This window comes from Qipengyuania sp. S6317L1 (assembly GCF_023015615.1).
GTDB lineage: Bacteria > Pseudomonadota > Alphaproteobacteria > Sphingomonadales > Sphingomonadaceae > Erythrobacter.
Map to the genome: position 1 here is coordinate 294,598 of NZ_JALKAJ010000003.1, position 23,668 is coordinate 318,265.

The 23,668-nt window shown below is 57.4% G+C and carries 22 protein-coding genes; 12 read left to right on the plus strand and 10 right to left on the minus strand.

Going from position 1 to position 23,668, the window contains the following annotated elements:
• Positions 1-141 precede the first annotated feature (141 nt).
• A complete protein-coding gene (locus MWU38_RS09055) occupies positions 142-801 on the plus strand; it encodes a hypothetical protein (protein ID WP_247271522.1) in 660 nt (219 codons plus the stop codon).
• 48 nt (positions 802-849) lie between these two features.
• On the plus strand, positions 850-1,314 hold the full coding sequence (locus MWU38_RS09060) for an EF-hand domain-containing protein (RefSeq protein ID WP_247271523.1): 465 nt from the start codon (positions 850-852) through the stop codon (positions 1,312-1,314).
• Here the strand turns inward: MWU38_RS09060 and trmFO are convergent.
• Positions 1,311-2,696 (minus strand): methylenetetrahydrofolate--tRNA-(uracil(54)-C(5))-methyltransferase (FADH(2)-oxidizing) TrmFO, encoded by a 1,386-nt coding sequence (gene trmFO, locus MWU38_RS09065; RefSeq protein WP_247271524.1) that lies wholly within the window; start codon positions 2,694-2,696, stop codon positions 1,311-1,313. The genes MWU38_RS09060 and trmFO overlap by 4 nt on opposite strands.
• 62 nt (positions 2,697-2,758) lie before the next feature.
• On the opposite strand from trmFO, the gene MWU38_RS09070 reads away from it, so the two are divergent.
• Positions 2,759-3,409 carry a lysoplasmalogenase gene (locus tag MWU38_RS09070; protein WP_247271525.1) on the plus strand — a complete coding sequence of 217 codons (651 nt, stop codon included), beginning with the start codon at positions 2,759-2,761 and terminating at the stop codon, positions 3,407-3,409.
• Here the strand turns inward: MWU38_RS09070 and MWU38_RS09075 are convergent.
• Together MWU38_RS09075 and gyrA are read right to left on the minus strand one after the other, a co-directional pair.
• Positions 3,406-4,233 carry a TauD/TfdA family dioxygenase gene (locus tag MWU38_RS09075; RefSeq protein ID WP_247271526.1) on the minus strand — a complete coding sequence of 276 codons (828 nt, stop codon included), beginning with the start codon at positions 4,231-4,233 and terminating at the stop codon, positions 3,406-3,408. The two genes, MWU38_RS09070 and MWU38_RS09075, sit on opposite strands and share 4 nt — an antisense overlap.
• Before the next feature lie 52 nt (positions 4,234-4,285).
• Complete coding sequence (gene gyrA, locus MWU38_RS09080; protein WP_247271527.1) at positions 4,286-7,063, minus strand: DNA gyrase subunit A; 2,778 nt, start codon at positions 7,061-7,063, stop codon at positions 4,286-4,288.
• Between the two features lie 334 nt (positions 7,064-7,397).
• Between gyrA and MWU38_RS09085 the strand changes: the two genes are divergently transcribed.
• Positions 7,398-8,756 (plus strand): hypothetical protein, encoded by a 1,359-nt coding sequence (locus tag MWU38_RS09085; RefSeq protein ID WP_247271528.1) that lies wholly within the window; start codon positions 7,398-7,400, stop codon positions 8,754-8,756.
• Positions 8,757-8,835: 79 nt separating this feature from the next.
• Here the strand turns inward: MWU38_RS09085 and MWU38_RS09090 are convergent, their stop codons facing one another.
• Genes MWU38_RS09090 through MWU38_RS09105 form a run of 4 tightly spaced genes read right to left on the minus strand, consistent with a single transcriptional unit; the run spans position 8,836 to position 11,573 of the window.
• The gene (locus MWU38_RS09090; RefSeq protein WP_247271529.1) at positions 8,836-9,558 is read right to left on the minus strand and encodes an NYN domain-containing protein; all 723 of its coding nucleotides are present in this window, start codon (positions 9,556-9,558) and stop codon (positions 8,836-8,838) included.
• Positions 9,559-9,597: 39 nt separating this feature from the next.
• The gene (locus MWU38_RS09095; RefSeq protein WP_247271530.1) at positions 9,598-10,239 is read right to left on the minus strand and encodes a carbonic anhydrase; all 642 of its coding nucleotides are present in this window, start codon (positions 10,237-10,239) and stop codon (positions 9,598-9,600) included.
• A gap of 33 nt (positions 10,240-10,272) precedes the next feature.
• Entirely contained in the window at positions 10,273-10,584 is a 312-nt protein-coding gene (locus MWU38_RS09100; protein WP_247271531.1) for a transcriptional regulator, read from the minus strand.
• Positions 10,581-11,573, minus strand: coding sequence for a sodium-dependent bicarbonate transport family permease (locus MWU38_RS09105; RefSeq protein WP_247271532.1), 993 nt, complete (start codon positions 11,571-11,573; stop codon positions 10,581-10,583). The genes MWU38_RS09100 and MWU38_RS09105 overlap by 4 nt, the downstream gene beginning before the upstream one ends.
• Before the next feature lie 139 nt (positions 11,574-11,712).
• Here MWU38_RS09105 and lipA point away from each other — a divergent pair, with 139 nt between their 5' ends.
• Together lipA and MWU38_RS09115 are read left to right on the plus strand one after the other, a co-directional pair.
• Positions 11,713-12,693 carry a lipoyl synthase gene (gene lipA, locus MWU38_RS09110; RefSeq protein WP_247271533.1) on the plus strand — a complete coding sequence of 327 codons (981 nt, stop codon included), beginning with the start codon at positions 11,713-11,715 and terminating at the stop codon, positions 12,691-12,693.
• On the plus strand, positions 12,693-13,154 hold the full coding sequence (locus MWU38_RS09115) for a type II toxin-antitoxin system RatA family toxin (RefSeq protein ID WP_247271534.1): 462 nt from the start codon (positions 12,693-12,695) through the stop codon (positions 13,152-13,154). Before lipA ends, MWU38_RS09115 begins: the two co-directional genes overlap by 1 nt.
• Here the strand turns inward: MWU38_RS09115 and MWU38_RS09120 are convergent.
• From MWU38_RS09120 to MWU38_RS09130, 3 genes are read right to left on the minus strand one after another with little or no spacing between them, the layout of a single operon-like run.
• Positions 13,115-13,627 (minus strand): CinA family protein, encoded by a 513-nt coding sequence (locus tag MWU38_RS09120; protein WP_247271535.1) that lies wholly within the window; start codon positions 13,625-13,627, stop codon positions 13,115-13,117. The genes MWU38_RS09115 and MWU38_RS09120 overlap by 40 nt on opposite strands.
• 9 nt (positions 13,628-13,636) lie before the next feature.
• Positions 13,637-14,218 (minus strand): hypothetical protein, encoded by a 582-nt coding sequence (locus MWU38_RS09125; RefSeq protein WP_247271536.1) that lies wholly within the window; start codon positions 14,216-14,218, stop codon positions 13,637-13,639.
• Positions 14,215-15,384, minus strand: a complete 1,170-nt coding sequence (locus MWU38_RS09130; protein ID WP_247271537.1) for a bifunctional 2-C-methyl-D-erythritol 4-phosphate cytidylyltransferase/2-C-methyl-D-erythritol 2,4-cyclodiphosphate synthase — start codon at positions 15,382-15,384, stop codon at positions 14,215-14,217. Before MWU38_RS09130 ends, MWU38_RS09125 begins: the two co-directional genes overlap by 4 nt.
• Positions 15,385-15,492: 108 nt before the next feature.
• Here MWU38_RS09130 and dusB point away from each other — a divergent pair, with 108 nt between their 5' ends.
• From dusB to hfq, 6 genes are all read left to right on the plus strand, one after another.
• Positions 15,493-16,515: a tRNA dihydrouridine synthase DusB gene (gene dusB / locus MWU38_RS09135; RefSeq protein ID WP_247271538.1), complete on the plus strand. Its 1,023-nt coding sequence runs from the start codon at positions 15,493-15,495 to the stop codon at positions 16,513-16,515.
• Positions 16,516-16,552: 37 nt separating this feature from the next.
• Positions 16,553-17,644: an ATP-binding protein gene (locus tag MWU38_RS09140; protein ID WP_247271539.1), complete on the plus strand. Its 1,092-nt coding sequence runs from the start codon at positions 16,553-16,555 to the stop codon at positions 17,642-17,644.
• A 5-nt stretch (positions 17,645-17,649) separates the two neighbouring features.
• Complete coding sequence (locus tag MWU38_RS09145; RefSeq protein ID WP_247271540.1) at positions 17,650-19,083, plus strand: sigma-54 dependent transcriptional regulator; 1,434 nt, start codon at positions 17,650-17,652, stop codon at positions 19,081-19,083.
• A gap of 153 nt (positions 19,084-19,236) precedes the next feature.
• Complete coding sequence (locus tag MWU38_RS09150; protein WP_247271541.1) at positions 19,237-21,459, plus strand: ATP-binding protein; 2,223 nt, start codon at positions 19,237-19,239, stop codon at positions 21,457-21,459.
• 60 nt (positions 21,460-21,519) lie between these two features.
• Positions 21,520-22,905, plus strand: coding sequence for a sigma-54 dependent transcriptional regulator (locus MWU38_RS09155; protein ID WP_247271542.1), 1,386 nt, complete (start codon positions 21,520-21,522; stop codon positions 22,903-22,905).
• Between the two features lie 167 nt (positions 22,906-23,072).
• On the plus strand, positions 23,073-23,666 hold the full coding sequence (gene hfq, locus MWU38_RS09160) for an RNA chaperone Hfq (protein WP_247271543.1): 594 nt from the start codon (positions 23,073-23,075) through the stop codon (positions 23,664-23,666).
• Positions 23,667-23,668: the final 2 nt, after the last annotated feature.

The window sequence follows — 23,668 nt, forward strand, 5'->3', positions numbered from 1 at the left end:
ACCGCGGGTAAGCGGATTCCAAAGCTTTCTGGTTAACAGAAAGTTTCATTGCCCCCCTGCCTTTAACTTCAATTTCCAACCTCGACCTTTGCCAAGATCAGGTTGACAAATCGTCACCTCGCCGCCCTAGAAGCCTGCTTTATGTCCCCTTCCTCTCAAGAAAACCTGCCTGCCGAGATCGATCTCGCACTTGCCCATGCGCAGCCGACGTATCGGGCTTCGTTAAGGATATTCTTTGAGCTTGATGCGCGTTTGGGCCGGATTGTCGGTGGGACAAATGAGGTGATGCTGGGTCAAATGCGGCTCGCGTGGTGGCGCGAAACGCTGGCGAAACCGATTGCCGAGCGCCCGAACGGAGACGTGGTACTGGATGCGATCGGGGTGCACTGGGCCGGTCGAGAGGTTGATCTGATCAAACTGGTGGATGGATGGGAAAGGCTGTTTGCCGAACCACCCCTTGGCGAGGAGGATGCGATTGCATTTCTCATGGCGCGTCGCGACGTGCTGATGGCGGCCTATGGCAAATATGCCAGCAGCGACAACAAGCAGGAAAACTACGCCAAACCTGCCTGGTGGTGGGTCTGCGCAGACCTTGCTGCAAATGTCAGCGATGAGGACGAGAGGGCTATGTTTGTGGACTTTGGCCTGCGATTTGATCCTATAATGGATCGCTTGTCCAAACCTGACAAAGGGCTCCATCTTCTCGGAGCATTGGCACACCGCGCACTCAAACGGGGTGGGCGACCCTTAATGGAAGGGCGGGGCGCTTCGCTCGCGGCACTCAGAGCGACTATCTTCTAGCGAAAAGACAAGGTATTATCCCATCGAGATCCAGTAAAGGAGATCGGTATGCGTCAAACAGTGCTTGGAGTGTTCTTGGGCCTCATCTTTGCTGGTGTTGGCGTGTTCTGGTGGCAAGGCCGTGCGCAGGTCGAAGAATTGGCCCCGCCGCCGCCAGAACCTGAAGAGAGTGCTGAAGTCGATCCCGATAGTCTTCCCGAGACAGATCCCGGTGACATGGTTGGTCCTGCGCCTCCAGAAGCGTCCGAGCTCACCCGCGAAGAACGCCGCTTTTTTCGCTATGATCGCAATCGCGACCGCAAAATCACCCGCAACGAAATGCTTTCGACACGGGCCAACGCTTTCCGAAAACTCGATAAGGACGGCAACAATCTGCTGACCTTTGAAGAATGGGCGGTGCGCACTTCTGATCGCTTCGCCGAAATGGACGAAGACGGAAATGCAGAATTGACGCAGGCAGAATTTGCAACCTCAGCGCCAAAGCGCACACGCAAACCTGCGTGCCGGTGCTAGGCAGGTTCGACCTGGCGCGTTTCGGTAATCCACTGCGCGAGGTCAGCTTTGGCGCGGGAAGTGTACGCTTCCTTGCGTTGCTTCTTTTTCACCTCGTGAAGCGGCGGGAAGAGGCCGAAGTTCACATTCATTGGCTGGAAGGTTGCAGCATCGGCATCGCCGGTTATGTGGCTCAAAAGCGCACCCATCGCGGTGGAAGGGGGAAGAGGTTTCCACTCTTCACCAGCAAGTTCGCACGCGGTCATCATGCCAGCGACAAGGCCGATTGCAGAGCTTTCGACATAGCCCTCGCATCCTGTTACCTGTCCGGCGAACCGGATGTGAGGGGCCGCTTTCAAGCGTAGCTGCCGATCGAGAACTTCTGGCGAATTCAGAAAGGTGTTGCGGTGGAGACCGCCCAGCCGCGCGAATTCGGCATTCTCAAGACCGGGGATGGTCCGGAAAAGCTCCACCTGAGCGCCGTATTTGAGCTTGGTCTGGAAACCGACCATATTCCACAGCGTGCCAAGCTTGTTGTCCTGACGAAGCTGCACCACTGCGTAGGGCCAGCGCCCCTGCGGATGTTCTTCGGTGCGGTCGAAGGGATTGTCGAGCCCCACGCCTTTCATCGGACCATATCGAAGCGTCTCAATCCCGCGCTCGGCCATCACTTCGATCGGCATGCAGCCGTCGAAATAAGGCGTGTCCTTTTCCCAATCCTTGAATTCGCCCTTGTCGCCTTCGATGAGGCCGCGCACGAAACTTTCGTACTGCTCTTTGGTCATCGGACAATTGATGTAATCGCCATCCTCGTTGGACGCTTCGGTGGTCTTGTTCCAGCGCGACTGTATCCAGCACTTCGACATATCAATGCTGTCGCGATGGACGATGGGAGCGATCGCATCGAAAAAGGCGAGCCGTTCCTGACCCGTCGTCCCGATAATGCTTTCGGCCAAAGATTGCGCGGTAAGCGGACCGGTCGCGACTATGGTAAGGCCCGCCTCGGGAAGCTGGTCCACCCGCTCGCGCACGACCTCGACATTGGGGTGTTCTTTGAGCGCCTTTTCAACCTCAGAGGAAAACACATCGCGGTCGACCGCCATGGCGCTCCCAGCAGGCACACGGGCCACTTCGCCTGCGCGCATGACAATGGAATCGAGTTCGCGCATTTCGTGGTGAAGCAGTCCCACGGCGTTTTTGGTGTCATCGTCAGAACGAAAGCTGTTCGAACACACAAGCTCAGCAAGACCGTCGGTCTGGTGCGCAGGCGTCATTTCGCCCGAACCGCGCATCTCGGACAGTCGCACTTTGACACCGCGATTGGCGAGCTGCCACGCCGCTTCAGAGCCGGCGAGGCCGCCACCGATAATGTGGACATCGTGGGTAGTTTGGGTTGTTTTCATGGCTCGCGAAGTAGCCCCGTGCTACCGCACCTTCAAGCCAAGAAGAGGAATTGAGAGCCAAAATGCCAAGACGCGCGCTTGTTGACCACCGGCCATGGCTGCTTGCTGGCGTTATCGCGGCGGTCGCTTATTATTTTCTCCAAGGCTCAATCAAGGTCGAACCGATTGAGATTGCCATCAAAGGGATGGGGGTCGGGTTTCTGGCAATTTATGCGCTGCGCCGTGCGCCTGGCGTGGATGGCACCATTCTTACGATAGCGCTCGCACTCTCTGCCCTGGCGGACATGGCGTTGGAATTATGGTTCGAGGCGGGCGGGGCGCTCTTTGCAGTCTCGCATGTGGCAGCAATCGTCCTCTACATGCGCAATCGCCGGAATGGAGCGAGTTTGAGCCAGCGCTTGTTGGGCCTTGCACTCCTCGTCATGGTGCCAGCCTTTTCCTATGTGCTTTCGAATGACCCTTTGATCGGCGTCTATGCCATCACACTGGGCGCTATGGCGGCAACTGCGTGGACCAGCCGTTTTCCCCGCTACCGGGTGGGGATCGGCGCGCTGTTGTTTGTGGTTAGCGATTGGCTGATCTTCAGCCGCATGGGGCCATTCGATCTTGGCGACTTGCCAGATCTGCTCGTCTGGCCGCTGTATTTTGCAGGGCAGCTCATGATTGCAACGGGCGTGGTTCAGTCGCTGCGCGGGGAAACGCCAGTTCGTTAGGCCGCAATTGTGGTGCGATGAAGCTCGCGCCGATAGCCTTCGTAACCGCCAGTCGCCTTGTGATTGAGGCAGCGGTTGTCCCACATGACCAGCATGTCAGGCTCCCATTTGTGGCGGTAATGGAAACACTCCTGCTCGCACCATTGATGCAGGTCTATGAGAAGCGTCATCGCGTCCTCATCGGAGTGACCCTCGAACCCGATTGTGTAACTGATTGAGAAGAAAAGAACCTCTTCGCCCGTTTCAGGATGCGGCTTGATCAGAGGATGGTTATGGGTTGCCAGAGCCGCTTCACCGGGCTTGATCGCCATGGAGCGGCCCTTGTCGTTGTCTCCATATAGGCCATCTGGTGCATAGCCGCGCCGTGCCGAATGGATTGCCCGGATTTGGCGTAGTTCGTCCTTGCGCTCCTCGGGCATGGCGGCAAAGGCCGCCCCTTGATCACAAAACATCGTGTCGCCGCCAATCGGTGGGATTTCCACCGCCATCAGGCAGGTTGCTTTCGGCGGCTCTGGCATAAAGCTCCAATCGGAATGCCATTGTTCGGCAAACAGCGGTGAAGTTTCATCGGCCTCGCGCTGGATGGCAGCGATATTCTTGCGCCCCTCGATGGGATCGAAGAAGGGATCATCGCCGAATTCGCCGATAGCAAGACTGAAGCGCTCGAGCGCATCGTCGTCCATTTTCTGTCCAGCAAAGGCGAGCACCTTATGCGCAAGCCATGCCTCGTGGATGTCCGCCAGGATCTCAGCCGACAATTCGCCAGCCAGATCAATCCCGTGCACCGTCGCACCGCAAGCTTGGCCCGATGGTTCGATTTTCATTCATCCTCTCCCCTGGCCAGAAGGCTAGGGAGAGGGAACCGGTAGCGCAAGATCACTCTGGATCAGCAGGACCTTCGGGCGAGGTGACATCCCCGCCGCCGCGGCGATCGACCATTTCCTCGACGACTGCCTCTTCGCTCTCGTTCTCAGGCTCTTCGGTTTCGTCGATTTTGACGGCTGAGACGACATGCTCATTCTTGCCGACATTGAAAAGGCGGACGCCAGCCGTATTGCGGCCCAGTACACGAAGGCTCTCAAGTCCGATGCGGATAAGCTTTGCCTGATCTGTGACAAGCATGAGCTGGTCGCCAGAGCCCACAACAAAACTTGCCACTACAGGGCCGTTGCGCTCGATGTTGTCGATGTTGACAACGCCCTGACCGCCGCGCCCGGTCGTGCGATATTCGTAGGAACTCGACACCTTGCCGTACCCATTGGCGCATACGGTGAGGATGAATTGCTCCTTGCCCTCGATCTCTTCGAAGCGTTCGGGCGACATATTCGGCTCGCCCTCGCGCTCGCCCTTGTAGGGTGCGAATTTGAGATACTGTTCGCGTTCATCAGGCGTGGTGCCGGTCGCGCTCAACGTCGACAGCGAGACGACTTCGGTGCCTTCGGGAAGCTTCATGCCGCGAACGCCGGTGGATGTGCGCGAAGTGAACTCGCGCACTTCTTCGGCGCCAAAGCGGATTGCCTTGCCGGCTTTCGAAGCGAGCATGACGTCATCACCCGCCTCGACCAGGCGTACGCCGATCAGGCGATCATCGCTATCCTCGTCAAAGCGCATGGCGAACTTGCCGTTTGACGGGATATTGCTGAACGCATCCATCGAGTTGCGGCGCACATTGCCCTTGGCGGTGGCAAACACGACCGAGAGCGCGCCCCAGGTGTCCTCGTCTTCGGGAAGCGGCAGCACGGTCTGGATCGTCTCGCCATCGTCCAACGCGGGAAGCAGGTTGATGATCGGACGACCGCGCGTTGCCGGTCCTCCTTCGGGGAGCTTCCACACCTTGATGCGATACACCTTGCCGGCGGTCGAGAAGAACAGCACCGGATTGTGCGTCGAGGTGACGAACATTTCGGCGATGGCATCTTCGTCCTTGGTCGACATGCCAGCGCGCCCCTTTCCGCCGCGATTTTGCGCGCGGAAGGTGCTCAAAGGCGTGCGCTTGATGTAGCCGTCGAGGGTGACGGTCACGACCATATCGTCGCGTTCGATCAGGTCTTCATCATCAAGACCATCCCATGCCGGCGCAATCTCGGAAAGACGAGGCGTCGCATAGGTCGCGCGGATCTCCTCAAGCTCTTCGCGCATCACAGCATAAAGCTTAACGCGGTCAGCAAGGATGGCGAGATACTCTTCGATCCGCTCTGCCAATTCGGCAAGTTCATCGCCAATCTCATCGCGGCCCAAAGCCGTAAGGCGGTGAAGGCGCAGATCAAGGATGGCTTTCACCTGGCGCACTGACAGGCGATAAGTGCCGCCTTCCTGATCGGCAGAAGGCTCAATCGCCTCAACCAGACGGATGTATTGCGCGATGTCGCCAATTGGCCATTCCTTGGCGAGCAAACGCTCGCGCGCGGTTGCCGGGTTTGGCGCACCACGAATGATCGCGACGATTTCATCAAGGTTGGAGACCGCAACCACGAGGCCGAGCAAAATGTGCGCGCGTTCACGGGCGCGGTTAAGCTCAAACTTGGTGCGGCGGGTGATGACCTCTTCACGAAAAGAAATGAAGGCTTGAATGAAGTCGCGCAACATCAGCGTTTCAGGACGCCCGCCGCGAATTGCCAGCATATTCGCCGGGAAAGAGGATTGCGCAGGTGTGTGACGCCAGATCTGGTTCAGAACAACCTCAGCGGTCGCATCGCGCTTGAGGTCGATGACCACGCGCACACCCGCTCGCGAACTTTCGTCGCGGATGTCGGCGATGCCTTCGATCCGTTTTTCCTTGGCGGCATCGGCGATCTTTTCGACCAGGCCCGCTTTACCGACTTGATAGGGAATTGAGGTGAAGACAATGCTTTCGCGGTCGCCGCGCCGCGTCTCAATCTCATGGCGACAACGCATCAGGACCGAGCCACGACCTGTGGTGTAGGCAGCTTTCGCGCCGCTGGTCCCGAGGATCAACGGAGCGGTCGGGAAATCCGGTCCCGGAATATACTCGATCAGCTCTTCTGATGTGATTGCGGGTTTGTCCATGAAGGCCAGACAGCCGTCGATAACCTCGCCCAGATTGTGGGGCGGGACATTGGTCGCCATGCCCACGGCAATACCGCCCGCGCCATTGACCAGGAGGTTGGGGAAGCGGGCGGGAAGGACGGACGGCTCTTTCTTCCGGCCATCGTAGTTCGGCACGAAGTCGATCGTGTCCTTATCAAGGTCATCGAGCAGCGTATCAGTGACACGCGCAAGCCGCGCCTCGGTATAACGCATGGACGCAGGCGGATCAGGGTCCATCGATCCGAAATTGCCCTGACCATCGATCAGGGGGACGCGCATCGACCAATCCTGCGTCAAACGCGCCAGGGCATCGTAGATCGCGCTATCGCCGTGCGGGTGGAAATCACCCATCACGTCGCCCACAATCTTCGCGCTTTTTACGTAAGGTCGTCCGGCGACGAAGTTACCAAGCTTGGAGGCGTAAAGAATACGGCGGTGGACCGGTTTCAAGCCGTCGCGCACATCGGGGAGGGCACGGCTAACGATCACGCTCATTGCGTAATCGAGATAGCTCGTTTTCATTTCATCGACGATGTCGATGCGGCCATATTCGCTTGGCTGCGGAGCCGATGCGGAAGGTTCGAGAATGTCGTTATCGTCGCTCAAGGAAAAGCCTTTTCGCTCGCTTCTATTTCTATGTCTGCAATGTAGGGTATCGTGCGAGCGAGTGCTACCGATAGGGGGGCAGATACCCGTTCATTCCGGGCTTTTTCCACACTTGGGACAGGCGTTGGACGCCACGCAGCGGATCACGAGGCTCTGCGAACAATAATTACACGCCGGGGAATGATATGTGCGCTCCATTCAATCCTCGTTCAGCACACTTCCTCTAGTACCAATTGCAATAGGAAACCGCCTCGTTCATTGAGCGGCCTAGAGATTCATCAATCAGCCGCGCCCCAACGGTCGGCTTTGAAAACTTTTGCTGGAGAGACCAACAATGATTACATTTTTCTCACGCAAGCGTACGTCTTCGCTCGCTCTTGCCATTGCCATGGCGACAGGCGCTGCTGTTGCGACAACTGCGGTTATGCCGACCGAGGCAAGCGCGCAGCGCAAGAAGAAAAAAGACGAGAGCGATGGCGGCGGTTACTCGAAAGAGTTTATCGCCGTGTATCAGCCATTGAACGAGCTGATGGGCACGGAAGGTTCCGATCTCGCTTCACAACGCGCACAATTCGACGCGCTTGCAGGGCTTCTGAATACGCCAGATGAAAAGATCGCTGGCGGCGGGCTTATGTTCAACTCTGGTGTGCGGCTGCAAGATCCGGCTCTTCAGCTTAAAGGCATGGAAGCCATGCTGGCGAGCGGCATGGTCGAGGCAGCAAATACCGGGCGTTACAATTTCATCGCCTATCAGCTTGCTGACCGTCAGAATATGGTCGCCAAGGCGCGCACCTATCTTCAGGCTGCGATCGACAACAATTTCACGGCCGAAAACATCAACCCGGCGAGCCTTCGCATCGCGATGATGGAGAGCTACTTTGGCAACAGCGAATTTGATGCTGGCATCAAATATCTGAACGACGCGATCGCCGAGCAGAAAGCCGCCGGTCAAACGGTGGACGAAGCATGGTATCGTCGCGGTATCTCGGTTGCTTATGAGAATGAGCTCACTCCAGCCGTGTATGAAATTGCGGCCATGTGGCTTAGCGACTTCCCGAGCGAGACCAATTGGCGCGATTCGATCAACATTGCTCGCAACCTCAATAATTTCACCCCGGCTGAGATGCTCGATCTTTTCCGCCTCTCACGCCAGACGGGTGCTCTCAACACGGCATCTGACTATGACTTCTACATCGAAGTCGCCGATGCGCGTCGTCTTCCAAGCGAAGTGAAGAGCGTGATCGAAGAGGGCAAGGCCGCTGGCATCCTCGTCGACTCAAACCTTTACATGGTTGAGCAGCTTGGCGTCGCCAACGGCCGTATCGCAAGCGACCGCGCTGACTTGCCAGCACTCGAAGCCGACGCTTCGGCGGCTAATGCCGGCCTTCGCACCGTTGTTGCGGCAGGCGATGCATTCTTGAGCTATGGCGAATACGACAAGGCGGTGAAGTTTTACGAGCGTGCCGTAGCGATGCCAGGGGTTGAACTTGGCGAAGAGCTTAACCGTCTTGCCATCGCACAGATCGGTGCAGGCGACTACGCAGCCGCTCGCGAAAGCCTGAGCCGCATCACCGGTACACGCAAGCCACTGGCAATGCTGTGGACGGCTTATGCCAATCAGCTTGAAGCTGAGGCAGGCGCTACTCCCGATGTCATGCCATCGGACGCACCGGCGACCGCTACGACAATGTAGTTCAGCCGATAGGCCAAACATAAAGGGCGCCGGGAGCAATTCCGGCGCCCTTTTTTGTGCGTTGTCGCTGCGGCAGCGCCTATCTAACGCGCTTGACGTAAACCTGATTATCGTCGCGTGTCTCAAGCTTGAAGTTATCAAGGCTCTCAAAAAGATCCTTGAGGCTCTTGAACCCGTAGTTCCTGACATCGAAACTCGAGCGATTGCCAGCGATCTGTCCGACTTGGGAGAGACGCGCAAAGCCGTGGTCTTTTTTCGCCTCGGAATAGGCGGCGGTTATGAGTTCGTGCAAATCGTCATCAACCGAAGTTTCAGACCCGGACGCTTCTTTTTTGGTGCCGTTATTGTCGCTGGCATTGGTCGCGATCAGCTTCTTGATATCAATAAAGCGCGTGCACACCGATTTGAACGCTTGAGGCGTCTTTGCTTCGCCAAAACCGTAAACGATGATGCCGTCCTGGCGCAGGCGCGTGACAAGGGGGGTAAAGTCGCTATCCGATGTCATCAGGCCAAATCCATCGACCTTGCCCTGATACAGCAGGTCAATCGCGTCGATGGTCATCGCCATGTCGGTTGCGTTCTTGCCCTTCGATACATCGAATTGCTGCTGTGGCCGGATCCCGAATTTGTTGGTGATCGTTTCCCACGGCGCGAGATTGTCCTTGGCAAAATTACCATAGGCGCGGCGAATATTCACCTGACCAAGTTCTGCCATGACGGTCAGAACCGGATCAATTCCGCTAGGCATCGTATTGTCTGCGTCAATCAGCAGGGCGATGTTCTTAAGTTCACTATCAGCCATAATGCCTTCATTTCTCGCGTAGATTGAGGAGGGAAGTGATCATTCCTCGGGAAGAAACGCACCGGTTTCTTCGTCGAGCGAGTAGAGAATTCCTTCAGCAATGGAGAAATGCGCGCCGCGCAATTTGAGCGTTCCAGCCGCCTCTTTTTCTGCGACCCACGGGAAGGTACGCAAATTGTCGATACTTTGCCTGATGGCTGCGAATTCCATCGCTAGCTCTGCCTTGCGGCCTTCGGTCCCGTATTTGCGGGCCACTTTGTCTCGCACCTCGTCGAGCAGGCCCACCCAATTGGCGATAAACGCGCCTTTGCCATGGTCAGTGTCTTCAAACGCTTTGGTAAGGGCTGCCTGGCAGCCGCCGCATCGGCCATGGCCCATCACGACAACCTGCGCGACTTCGAGCATTTGAACGGCAAATTCGACCGCTGCCGAAACGCCGTGTTGTCCGCCCGTGGTTTCGAAGGGAGGAACCAGCGCAGCGACGTTGCGGACGACGAATATATCGCCCGGGTCAACGTCGAAAATCTGTGCAGGGTCCACGCGGCTGTCAGAGCACCCGATGATCAGCAGCTTTGGATGCTGCCCTTCTGCGATTGTCTTGTCGAAACGCTCTTTTTGTCGAGGGTAGGTGTCCTCGCGAAACCGGCGGTAGCCTTTCAAAAGCTCAGCATATTCGGGCAATTGCGCCCCCTCTTTAGAATGCAGAGGAAGCGTTCAGGTGAACCTCTCCCCGCGAATGACTTGAACATCCCACATCGACAGCAGGAAGCCAAAGTTCGTAAGCATAGGTGCAAGGGCCTCTGCAAGAGCCTGTGCATTTTCTTCCGACGCTATTGTCAGGACGAAGACCTTGTCCGTGCCCATCACGCTTTCCTCGCGCCACACACCCTCGCGTCCCTTGCCGCTGCTGACTGGAAGGATAGTCCAGCCGATAATTCCGGCTTTCTCAATCGCGTCGGTCACGCGCTTTTGCAGCGCCTTGTCAGTCAGGATTTCAATTCGTTTGCGGGTAACTGTTTCGATCATCGAACCCCTCCATCTGCGCCGGTGATCCCGGTGAGAAAGGCAGCAAAGGCGCTTATCACACCGATATTGATGAGCACGTTAAATGGGAAAGTGATGCTCAACGACATGGTAAGGTAAATTCCCGGATCGGCTTCGGGCAGGGCAAGCCGCATGGCAGCTGGAACGGCGATGTAGCTTGCGCTGGCGCACAAGACGCCAAGGGCTGCGGACGATCCTGCGTCGAGGCCGATGCCCACACCAAGAGCGGTCCCGGCAAGACCGTTCACGATCGGCAGGAAAATCGCGATTGCGGCCAATCGCCACGTGACGGAACGCGCGTCAATCATCCGGCGTGCGGCGATCAGGCCCATATCAAGGAGAAAGATGCAAAGGACACCCTTGAACCCAGCCTCGAAGAAGGGGCTGACCTCGTCAAAGCCAGCCTCGCCGCCGACCATGCCGATGACGAACGCGCCAAGAAGAAGTACGATTGAAGAATTGGTGAACACCTCGTGCAGCATTTCGCCGGTGCTCTGGTTCCCGGAGCCTCCTGCGCCTCGCGCCAAGATCAGGCCGCTCAAGATTGCCGGTGCTTCCATCGCGGCCATGACGGCAACCATATATCCACCCGGCTCGCGCGCTTGTCCGGTGAGGATTTCGGTTGCGGTGACGAATGTGACGACGCTGATCGAACCATAGTGCGCAGCGACTGCGCCGGAGTTGATGCGGTCGAGCTTCCCGAATGTCTTGAGAATTGCGTATGCGAAGAAAGGAAGAAGAAAGCCTGCGACAATCCCGGCGACGAGGGCAGAAATTACAGTCGCATCAATCCCGGATTTCGAGACAGCGACACCGCCTTTAAGGCCAATCGCTGCCATCAGATAGAGCGACATGGCTTTGGCAATCGGTTCCGGGATCGCAAGGTCCGAACGCACGAAGGCTGCCAGAAGTCCGAGCACGAAGAACAGGACCACCGGAGATGTGAAAGTCTGTATTGCAGTTTCCAGCATGGAGGCCCCCGTAGCGGTGAATTGGCTTCATCCCAATACTCAATTGTGCGAGGCGATGTCGCCTAATCTTGGCCTAGGCTGATCGGCGTATCATTTGCTTCGCTTGCGGCGGACGGGGAACGCGCCTAAATGAGCGGGCATGAACGACCTATCGAATTCACCTGCCCAGTCATCTTCTGGCGTGTCGTCCGACCAAGAACGCCCGCTGCGTCAGCGCAAGCCTGACTGGATCAGGGTGCGCGCACCTGTCAGCAAAGGCTATCACGAAACGCGCAAGCTCATGCGCGAACTCAATCTGAACACGGTCTGCGAAGAGGCGGCGTGCCCCAACATCGGTGAATGTTGGTCAAAAAAGCACGCGACTGTGATGATCCTTGGTGATGTGTGCACCCGCGCCTGCGCATTTTGCAATGTGAAGACGGGTATGCCGCGCGCAGTTGACCCGATGGAGCCAGAAAACACCGCGGTTGCGGCTGCGAAAATGGGGCTTGAACATATCGTCATCACCTCCGTCGATCGCGACGACCTTCCCGATGGCGGGGCGGGTCAGTTTGTAAAGGTGATTGAGGCGCTGCGCCGCAACACGCCGAACACCACCATCGAGATCCTGACACCTGACTTTCGCGGCAAAATGCGCGCGGCGGTTGAGGCGATTTGTGAGGCGGGGCCTGATGTTTACAACCACAATCTCGAAACCGTTCCGCGCCTTTACCCGACCATTCGCCCAGGCGCGCGCTATTATGCCTCGCTGCGTTTGCTCGAAGAGGTGAAGGTTCATAATCCGCTGATCTTCACCAAATCGGGCATCATGCTCGGTCTTGGCGAAGAGCGCCTCGAAGTGCATCAGGTGATGGATGACATGCGCTCTGCCGAGGTCGACTTTATCACGATGGGTCAATATCTCCAGCCAACACCCAAACATGCCAAAGTCGAAGAGTTCGTGACGCCGAAAGCTTTTAAGGCGTTCGGGTCCATCGCGCGTGCCAAAGGCTTTCTGCAAGTGGCATCAAGTCCGCTGACTCGCTCCAGTTATCACGCTGGTGATGACTTTGCAGTGATGCGCAAGGCGCGCGAGGAAAAGCTCGCCAAAAACCGCAAGCGTGATCATCTGGCTGTCTGATGGTTGGGATCAGGGAAACCCGAAGGCTACCGTATAGCGCAGAACAGATGTTCGATCTGGTGGCGGATGTTGCAAGGTATCGTGAGTTTTTGCCTTGGGTTGTTGCGACCCGTGTACGCTCAAACACCGAAACGGAAATGCTCGCCGATATGGTGGTGGGCTTCAAATCCATCCGCGAGACATTCACCTCGCGTGTGTTGAAGGACCGTCCCAAACAGATCGCGGTTCACTATGTCGATGGACCGCTATCCGACCTCGACAACGTCTGGACCTTCCGCGAAATTGACGAGAACACCTGCGAGATTGATTTTGCGGTCGATTTTGAATTCAAGAATCGGGTATTTCAAGCACTCGCAGGGCAATATTTTGACCGCGCTTTTCGCAAGATGGTCGCCGCTTTTGAGAAACGCGCCGGCGACCTCTACGGCAACAGCAATTCCAGCGCGCATATCGTCGCCTGACGCCGTATCTCGGCTCTGCCGCCGGGGCCGTCCCCGCCTTCAAAGTGTTTAAGTTCGCCTTCGGGATCGCCCGACTGGTTGCGCACCACACGGGCAAATACGACCGTTCCGACAGGCTTTAATTGCGAGCCGCCACCCGGTCCTGCGACGCCGCTGATCGCCACCGCCACATCGGCATCGGAGCGTTCAAGCGCGCCTTTTGCCATTGCCCATACACACGCAATCGAGACTGCACCGAAGGTTTCGATAATATCCTGAGCGACGCCCAGCATCTCCATCTTGGCCTCGTTTGAATAGGTGACATAGCCACGGTCGAGCACCGCCGACGACCCCGCTATCTCGGTCAGGGCTCCTGCAACTAGACCGCCCGTGCAGCTTTCAGCCGTGACAACCTTGCGGCCTGCTTTCGCGTTTTCTTTCACCACACGCGCGGCAAGCGCACCAATTTCATCGGAGAGGAGATAATTGCTCACGGGTCTGTCTTACTCTGCCGCCTGCGCTGCTTGTGTCGCTTGCGGTGTTCCACAAACAGCAGGATTGTCGAGCCCTGTGACGCGCGCCAGAAAGCTTGCGAGCCCGCCGATGTTCTCGGGCGGCAAAGGTGCTACCAATTCCATAGCCTCGGCAATATCGCCGCAGGTTGAAGGTTTCAAATCCTTGGCAAGGTCATTTGTGATCATCTGCCCGACAAAAGCATCGACCAGCGGTCGCAAGGCTTCTGGCGGCATCTGTTCAAGAGCGGCCATCATGGGATCTTCGCCTTTGCCCTTTTCTGCCGAATCTGCCGCCATAAAGACTTTGAGCAACCGCAGGGTGCCCGGCCACGATGTGTCCTGAAGGCTGGCAAACTGAGCGATGAAGGCATCCGCCTCGTTTGTCATGAATTCGCTTGCCGAAAATTCCGCCGAGCACGGTCCCTGCACTGCATCGTAAAGCATCGGCATCGCATAGGTTACCGTATCGGAGACGTCCGCGCTCTCGACGCACGCTTGCTGCGCTGCTGCGGCCTGAGCTGAAGCAAGCGCGGTGAAAGCGAGCGCGGTGCTGATAATCTTGGATTTCATGAACGGGTCTCCATTGCAAAGAGTGATACGACGGCCTGTGCAGCGATACCTTCGCTCCGGCCGGTAAATCCGAGTTTTTCCGTGGTGGTTGCCTTGATGCTGACCTGCGCCTCCTCAAGCCCCATCAGCTTTGCGACCTTGGCGCGCATCGCGGGACGGTGCGGTCCGATTTTGGGTGCTTCGCAAATAATGGTGAGGTCGACATTGCCAATGGCATAACCCGCTTCATTGGCAAGTTTAACGGCGTGTTCGAGAAACTGGCCCGAGCGTGCCCCTTTCCATTGCGGATCGCTGGGCGGGAAGTGTGTGCCAATATCGCCGTCGCCGATACCGCCGAGCACCGCGTCGGTAATGGCATGGAGCGCCACATCGGCGTCCGAATGCCCTGAAAGTCCGTGAGTATGCTCGAGCTTGATCCCGCCAAGCCACAACTCCTCACCCTCTTCGAGGCGGTGCACGTCATATCCTTGACCAATGCGAAAGGGCGGTTTGATTGCGTTGTCCTCCAGATCGTCGGCAAATGTGATTTTTTTCAAGCGTTCATCCCCCTGGACGAGCGCAACTGAACCGGAGCTTGCCGCGAGCACCTGTGCATCATCGCCAGCGTCCGTAGAGCGATCCCAAGCGCGGTGTGCCGCAAGGATCTCATCGTATCGAAACGCTTGGGGTGTTTGAACCCTTCGAAGGGTTTCGCGCCTGGCCGATCCATTCATGGTGCCGTCGTCGCTTGCCACAGCAAGGCTGTCGACAACGGGAAGCACCGGGATGGCACCGGCATGATTGTCGAGGGCCGTAATGAGCCGTTCAACGACTGCAAAAGGCAGGTGAGGGCGCGCAGCATCGTGGATCAACACGCGGGCCGGCTCGCTATCTTCAATCGCCTCAAGCCCGGCGTGTACTGAATCCTGACGCGACGCGCCGCCAGATACAAATTGGAACCCTTCGAGGCCGTGGAGTGCGTCTTCGGCGTGTCCTTCGCTTCCCTCGGCGATGACCACGATCAAAGGCGACGCGCCTGCGTCCAGCAACCTTTCGACCGAATGACGCAGAACCGGCTTTCCCTGGAATTTGCGAAACTGTTTCGGCGTGTCGCCACCGACGCGCAAACCCTTGCCAGCGGCTACGACTATAGCTGCAAAATCGGGGAGGGGGGTATTCTTCGCCATCTCCCCAAGCGCTTAAGGTCTGGACGGCCCATTAGCAATGCACTATGCGCTGCACAAAATTTAAGCACACCCCTCCGCTTTTGCGCGTCCTTTGCCTGTATTGTTCTTATGTCTGAAATCCCCGCACCACCTCCTTTGAAACCGATCCAAGTCGGCCCCGTCACGATCAATGAGCCCGTGATCCTTGCTCCCATGACAGGTGTCACCGACAAACCGTTCCGCACGCTTGTGCGCCGGTACGGCTCTGGTCTCAACGTGACTGAAATGATCGCAAGCGAGGCGGCTATTCGCGAGACGCGCCAATCGGTGCAAAAGGCGGAATGGGACAAGACCGAAGAGCCGGTTTCGATGCAGCTTGTCGGCTGTGACCCGGGCTCCATGGGCGAAGCGGCGAAGCTGCAAGAGGGCAATGGCGCAGCGATTATCGACATCAATTTCGGGTGCCCGGTTCGCAAAGTCGTCGGCCAGCTTGCAGGCTCTGCGCTTATGCGAGAGGTGCCGCTGGCGACCAAGTTGATGGAAGAGACGGTGAAGGCGGTCGATGTGCCCGTCACCGTGAAAATGCGCATGGGGTGGGACCATCAAAGCCTCAACGCGCCAGAAATGGCCCGCATTGCAGAAGACTTGGGCGTCAAGATGATCACCGTTCATGGCCGCACGCGCAATCAGATGTATAAAGGCAGCGCCGATTGGTCCTTTATCCGCAAGGTCAAAGAAGCTGTCTCGATCCCTGTCATCGTCAATGGCGATATCTGCACAATCAATGATGCTGCAAAGGCGCTCGAACAATCAGGCGCAGACGGGCTCATGATCGGACGCGGCGCATATGGCAAACCGTGGCTGTTGGGCCAGGTGATGCACTGGTGGCGCACGGGCGAGGTCATTCCAACGCCAAGCTTCGATGAACAATATGCGACGCTTGTCGAGCATTACCAGCGTATGCTTGACCATTACGGTCGCGAAGTCGGCACAAAGATCGCGCGCAAACACCTTGGTTGGTACACCAAGGGGATGCATGGCTCTGCTGACTTTCGAAACAAGGCGAATTTGATCGACAACCCCGACGTCGTCCTCGATGAGCTTGAGCGGTTTTACGAGCCCTTCCTTGGCCGTACGGCCAAAGCGGCCTGACGCCGAATAGGCGGGAGCTGTGGCTATTCCATCTCATTTGTCTACAAGTCCCGACCTGCGCCCGGGCGCAAGCGAGCAGATCGAAGGCCTGCTTTTCGCACTCATTCTCATCGACCCGGAATTGAGGGTCGCCGAGCTCAATCAGTCGGCGGAAAATATGCTTGGCAAGAGCGCAAAGCGAGTGATTGGCCAGGATCTGATTGAGCTGATCGGACCGCTCGATCCGCGGGTCCAGCACCGCCTTTCGGTAAACGAAGCGGCTCTTGTCGCGCGTGAAATTACCATTTCGACGAGCGAAGCCGAGAGGCGCGTCAATTTGACCGCATCACCGCTTGTCAGTCATCTTGGCTGGCGGGTGATCACTTTGTCAGAGGTGGGCTACGAGGAAACAGGTAACGATGAAGAACTGGCTTCGTCTCTTGGCGCTCCGTCTATCCTTGCTCACGAAATCAAAAACCCGCTCGCTGCCATTCGGGGCGCTGCTCAACTCGCTGCGCGCAAGTTAAGGGGCGCAGATGCGAAGCTGGCAACGATGATCACCGACGAGGTGGACCGGATCGTTCGCCTGATTGATCGCATGCAGCAATTGGGCGCGCGCACACCGGAAGAAGTGAGCGCGTGCAACCCGCACGAAGCAATACGGACCGCGATTGCAACTGTGCGCGCGGCGGACAAGGGCAAGGTGGAAATCATCGAGGAGTTTGATCCTTCCTTGCCCCCCGTGCTCGCCAATCGGGATGCATTGGAGCAGGTGTTGATCAACCTGATTTCCAACGCGCGCGATGCCGTGAGTTCGGCAGCGCAAGGACAGGTCACCGTCCGAACCCGTTTCGTCAGCGGCCTGGCGTTCAGCGCCATCCGGTTGGGACGGGCCGTTCGCTTGCCAATTGAAATCACGATCAGCGATAACGGGCCCGGTGTTGAACGCGCCATGCGCGACCATATTTTTGAGCCCTTTGTTTCCTCCAAACCATCGGGGCAGGGGCTTGGCCTCGCGCTGGTACGAAAGCTGGTGCACGACATGAACGGCTCAATCAGCCACGAACGCGATGCAAAACGTGCGATTACAAGCTTCCGGGTTCACCTGCCGCTTGCCAAAACCGATGCTGCCAAGAGTGAGGGGGCCTGAACGCCATGCCAGGATCAATTCTTCTGGTCGAAGACGACAGTGCGATTGCAACCGTTATTACGGCGGCCCTTGAAGACGAAGGTTATGCGATCAGGCGCTGTAGCAAGATCGCGGAGCGCGATATTCATCTCGAGAATGGCAAGTTTGACGTGATGTTGACCGACGTCATGCTCGAAGATGGTGACGGTCTGCAAAGCCTTGGCAGTGTTCGTCAAAATGCGCCCGATATGCCGATCATCGTGCTTTCGGCGCAAAACACCCTCGATACGGCAGTGCGTGCAAGCGATAACAACGCATTCGAGTATTTCCCCAAGCCCTTCGATCTCGATGAACTGGTGCGCGCCGTATCGCAGGCGTCTGCGAGCCATAAGGACACATCCGAGGCCATCTCGATGAGCGAAGAGGGCGATGGCATGCCCTTGGTAGGTCGCTCGCCCGCGATGCAAAGCGTCTATCGCATGATCACTCGGGTGCTTCGCAATGACCTGACCGTGCTGGTCACAGGCGAGAGCGGCACCGGCAAGGAGTTGGTAGCCGAGGCGGTGCACCAACTGGGCAGCCGGCGGACCGGCCCATTCGTCGCTGTCAACACGGCCGCAATTCCGCACGATCTGGTCGAGAGCGAGCTGTTCGGCCATGAAAAAGGCGCGTTCACCGGCGCCGTGGCGCAGGCTATCGGCAAATTCGAGCAGGCCAATGGCGGCACGCTTTTTCTGGATGAGATTGGCGATATGCCACCCGAGGCTCAAACCCGACTCCTTCGGGCGCTGCAATCGGGGCGTATTCGGCGCGTTGGCGGGCGTCAGGAAATTGCGGTCGACGTCCGGATCATCGCTGCGACCAATCGCGATCTTATGCCTCTGATCGAAGCTGGTAAGTTTCGCGAAGACCTTTTTTACCGTCTCAACGTAGTGCCGATTGAGCTCCCCCCTCTTCGCGAGAGACGCGAGGATATCGAAGTGCTGTCGCAGCATTTCCTCGCTCAAGCCGTCGATGAGGGCCTGCCTCAACGACAACTGACGAAGGAGGCGGTGGCTGGGCTTGAGGCGCGGCACTGGCGTGGCAATGTGCGCGAGCTTCGCAATGCGATCTATCGCCTCGCGGTGATGAGTCGCAAGGACGCGATTGACAGCGAAGTCCTGATCGACACCCTCGGCGACGAACGGCCATTCATGTCGGAACATGGTGAGGGCAATGATCCAAATGCCGGAATATCCGCAGCGCTCGATCATTGGCTGCTTGCCCAGGACCCCCCTGCAGGGACGGTCTATGGAAGTGCGCTCGCAGCTTTCGAAAAGCCTCTGATTGAACACGCCTTGAGGCAAACGGGGGGCAACCAACTGCGCGCGGCGAAGCTTTTGGGGATCAACCGCAATACCTTGCGAAAACGCATCACCGAGCTTTTCATCGAACCCGATCGTTACGCACGGCCGCATTAAGATGTGAGGCTCGCGTCAAGTTACGCGCTGTTTTGCGATGAGTGCCCCCTGATTTGCGACTAATCAGTCACTTTAAGCTTGCCATTTTGCAACACTAGTTGTTGTAACTGGGCAACGATGGACGGAATTGTGTCACCCAAATCTGAGTCAGAAATGACTGGCGATCCGGCCGTTTCAGGCGACCGCGCGCAAGGCGCTGCTCAAAGGTGGCGTGATCTGCTCCAATTATCTGGCAGGGCCAACCTTTTTCCTATCCTCGAATGGTTGTCGGTGGCTGCCCTGGTTCTCGCGCTGTTCGCCAATTATATCGCTTATACCAATACGCCTGAACAGGCAGGGGCGCTGCCTTCGCTGCAGGTTTCGCTGCTTCTGGTTGGAGTGCTCGTTCCAGCCTTGTCGATCCTTGTCCTGATTGGCCGGAGAATGGCGCTTCGCCGCGCGGCCGGAAGCACGTCCCGGCTTCATGTGCGCCTCGTGTTCTTCTTTTCAATTGTAGCCGCTGTTCCGACATTGTTGGTCGCTGGCTTTGCTGCGTTTCTGTTCCAAACGGGCGTCGCGTTCTGGTTTTCGGATGAGTCGCGCGGCCTCATGGAAAACGCCAACGCGCTGGCACAAAGTTACTACGACGCGAACCAGCGCGACGTTCAGCAGAACACGATCACAATGGCGGTGGATATGGGGGAGATCCTTCGCCGCGTCCCTATCACCGACCCCGACTTCCCCGACTTTTACGCGTTTCAGGCTCAGGGCCGCGAAATCAGCGAGAGCGCCATCCTGCAAAGGCTGAGCGATGGCAGTCTTCGGACAGCTGCGATCATGAACCTGATGGAAGACAACAGCCCGCTTGCTTTCAGCACCGCCGCGCTCCCGGCACTGGACCAAGGCGAATTTGTCGTCGTGGAAGGGAGTTCAGAACGCATTGCAGCCATCGCGCCTATCGATCGGGAAAGCGGCATCTACCTCTATAATGCGCGCACGACGGAAGAGACCATGTTCAACTCATGGGAGCGCGCGCAGGCCATCGGCACAGCCTATGAAACCCTGACCGGTGAGGCGCGCGTTCTGCAATTGCGCTTCAACATTGCTTTGGTCGCGATGAGTTTACTACTGGTTGGCCTTGCCGTGTGGTTTGCCCTTCGCTTTGCTGATCGTCAGGTGGAGCCACTGACCGAGCTTATAAACGCTGCCAACAAAGTGGGGCAGGGCAATTTTTCGATGCGGGTAGACGGGCGTTCTGGCGGGGATGAAATCGGCCTCCTCAACCGCGCGTTCAATCGCATGACCTCTCAGCTTGAAAAGCAGACCGACGCGCTAGTAAGCGCAAACAAGCAAATCGATGAGCGCCGCGCCTTCATGGAGGCTGTGCTGCAATCGGTGACCGCTGGCGTTGTCTCGGTCGATGAGGATATGCGCGTGCTGCTGATGAACGGGACGGCGCAAGGGCTGTTGTGGGACGATGAAAACGCTGGTGGAGAAGGCCAGCCGCTCGAAGAGCTTTCCGCTGAGATCGCGCAGGTTATCAGCGATGGCAAAGAACGAAGCATCGTCAGCCACGAGCACAAAGGCGAGTTCTTCACTCTCGCTGTGACCGTCGCGCCGGGCACGCGCGGATTTGTGATCACCTTTGAGGATATCACCCGGCAATTGCTCGATCAGCGTCAAGCGGCCTGGTCCGATGTCGCCCGAAGGATCGCTCACGAAATCAAGAACCCGCTGACCCCGATCCAGCTTGCGACCGAGCGATTGAAACGGCGCTATCGCAAGCAGGTGGAGCCCGCGGATGGCGAGCTGTTTGATGAACTCACCAGCACAATTGTCCGCCAGGTTGGCGACCTTCGCAAGATGGTGGACGAGTTCTCGTCCTTTGCTCGCCTGCCCAAACCGGTGTTTCGCGGAGAAGATGCACTCGATCTCGTGCGTCAGGCGGTTTTCTTGCAAGAGGTCGCGCATACTCAGATCGGATTCGAACTGGACGCTGCGAACCTCACCGAGCGTCATATCGAATGCGACCGTCATCAGTTGGGACAGGCTATGACCAATGTCCTCAAGAATGCGGTTGAGGCGGTGGAGGCGCGTGCGAGCAAATCCGAGGCCGATTATAACGGCCAGATACAGGTAAGCCTGATCGATGATGGCGAACGCGTCGCGATCATCGTCGCTGATAACGGAATCGGCCTTCCAACCGACCGTGAACGCCTGCTTGAGCCGTATGTGACTACCCGCGAGAAGGGCACCGGACTTGGGCTCGCCATTGTTAACAAGATTGTTGATGAACACGGCGGCGATATGAGCTTTGCGAGCGCCCCGGAAGGGGGCACGCGGGTTACCTTGCGCTTCGCGCGAGCTCCCAAGGCAAAGGAGGGCGATGCCCAGTGACCCCAGCCAGACCACCTCAGAATTTTCCCTTTATGATAAGATTGCCCCACGGAGATGCGCATGGCGCTTGATATCCTGATTGTTGATGATGAACGCGATATTCGCGAGCTTGTCGCTGGAGTGCTCGGGGACGAGGGCTACGAATGTCGCACGGCGGCCGATTCCACAGGGGCTTTGGCAGCCGTCGACGAACGCCGCCCGAGCCTCGTTCTGCTTGATGTGTGGCTCCACGGAAGCGAGATGGACGGCCTTGAAACGCTTGACGCGATCAAAGCGCGGGAACCTGATCTTCCGGTGATTATCTTTTCGGGCCACGGCAATATTGACACCGCAGTGTCTGCGGTGGGCCGGGGCGCGATGGACTTTATCGAGAAGCCATTTGAAGCAGAGCGCTTGTTGCTCTTGGTCGAGCGCGCGACCGAAACCGAGCGCCTTCGCCGCGAGAATACACAGCTGCGCGAAATGAATTTGGGAGAGCCCGAATTCACAGGCAATTCCTCTGCGATCAACACGGTGCGCGCGACATTGAAACGCGTCGCAAACACCGGTAGCCGGGTGATGATCTCGGGACCTGCCGGTGCAGGTAAAGAAGTCGCGGCGCGTATGCTGCACAGCTGGAGCAACCGCGCCGATGGTGCTTTTGTTCTGGTGAATTCGGCGCGCATAACTCCGGAGCGGTTCGAACAGGAGCTTTTTGGCGAAGAGGTCGATGGCAAGCAGGTCAAGCCCGGCCTGTTTGAACTCGCTGATGGCGGAACGCTTTATCTCGACGAAGTGGCCGATATGCCTTTGTCGACGCAGGCTCGCATTTTGCGGGTTTTGACAGAGCAGTCTTTCGTAAGGGTAGGGGGCTCTCGCCAGATTGGTGTCGATGTACGGGTGGTCTCTTCCACTTCGCGCGATCTGGCCGTTGAGATGGAGGAGAAGCGATTTCGCGAAGACCTCTTCTACCGCCTCAATGTCGTGCCCGTCGCGATCCCTTCACTGGCCGAGCGGCGCGATGACATACCTTCGCTTACCAACCAATTTTTCGCCCGCTACTCGAGCGAGCAGGGGATCGCCCCGCCAGAAATCAGCCAGGAAGCAATGGCAGCGCTTCAGGCGTATGATTGGCCTGGCAATGTGCGGCAGCTTCGCAATGTGGTCGAACGAACCATCATCATGACCCCGCGCGATCGGCTTGGGGTGGTTGAACCCGATATGCTGCCAGGCGAAATTACCGGTGGTCGTCTTGCGAGTTCTGGTGAAGGCCTCACTGCGATGATGGGGGTTCCCCTTCGCGAAGCGCGCGAAACATTCGAGCGCGAATATCTCACCATTCAGATCCGGCGGTTCTCTGGAAATATCTCGAAAACAGCGACTTTTATCGGAATGGAACGCTCGGCACTGCACCGCAAGCTTAAGCTTCTGGGCATGGCAGACAGGCGCGACATGGAGAATAAGTAACCACAGGTTTGTGGTCCTTTGTCGCGAAACCTTCGCAATGGCACATCAGAACCATTGCAGCTTTGTCGATCAATTGCCATTATACTAAAGAGCTTTAGCTTGAACTTGGTATAAGCTACTGCGCGACTGCGGATCGTAACAGCGACCGCCAATAATAGGAGCATAATATGTCCAGTGGGCGAACTCTCTCTCCCCGCCCCGTATCAAAGCCGTCTTCAGCACCAGCTGCGCGTTCCACGGGGGGTAACGCGAAACAGCAGGGCAATCTTCAAGACGCTTTTCTAAATCTGCTGCGCAAAAACAAGACACCGGTAACGATGTTTCTGGTCAAAGGCGTAAAGCTTCAAGGGATTGTCACTTGGTTCGACAATTTCTCGATCCTTTTGCGCCGCGATGGCCAGTCGCAGCTTGTCTACAAGCACGCGATTTCTACCATCATGCCCGGTGGGCCGGTCGACGCTGAGCAGTTTGCCAGTCGCAACGGCTCGGGCAAGCAGCGTTTGCTGCAGGACGTGTTCCTCAGCCGCGTGAGCGCATCACAGGTCGAAGTGACGATGTTCCTCGTGAACGGCGTGATGCTGCAAGGCCGCATCGCTGCATTCGACCTGTTCTGCATGCTGCTCGAACGTGACGGCGCAGTGCAGCTTGCTTATAAGCACGCAGTATCGACCATCCAGCCATCGAGCCCGGTCGACCTCTCCGATGACCCCGATTACGAAGGCGAGGATGAGGATGATGACGATTACGAGGGTGACTACTGAGC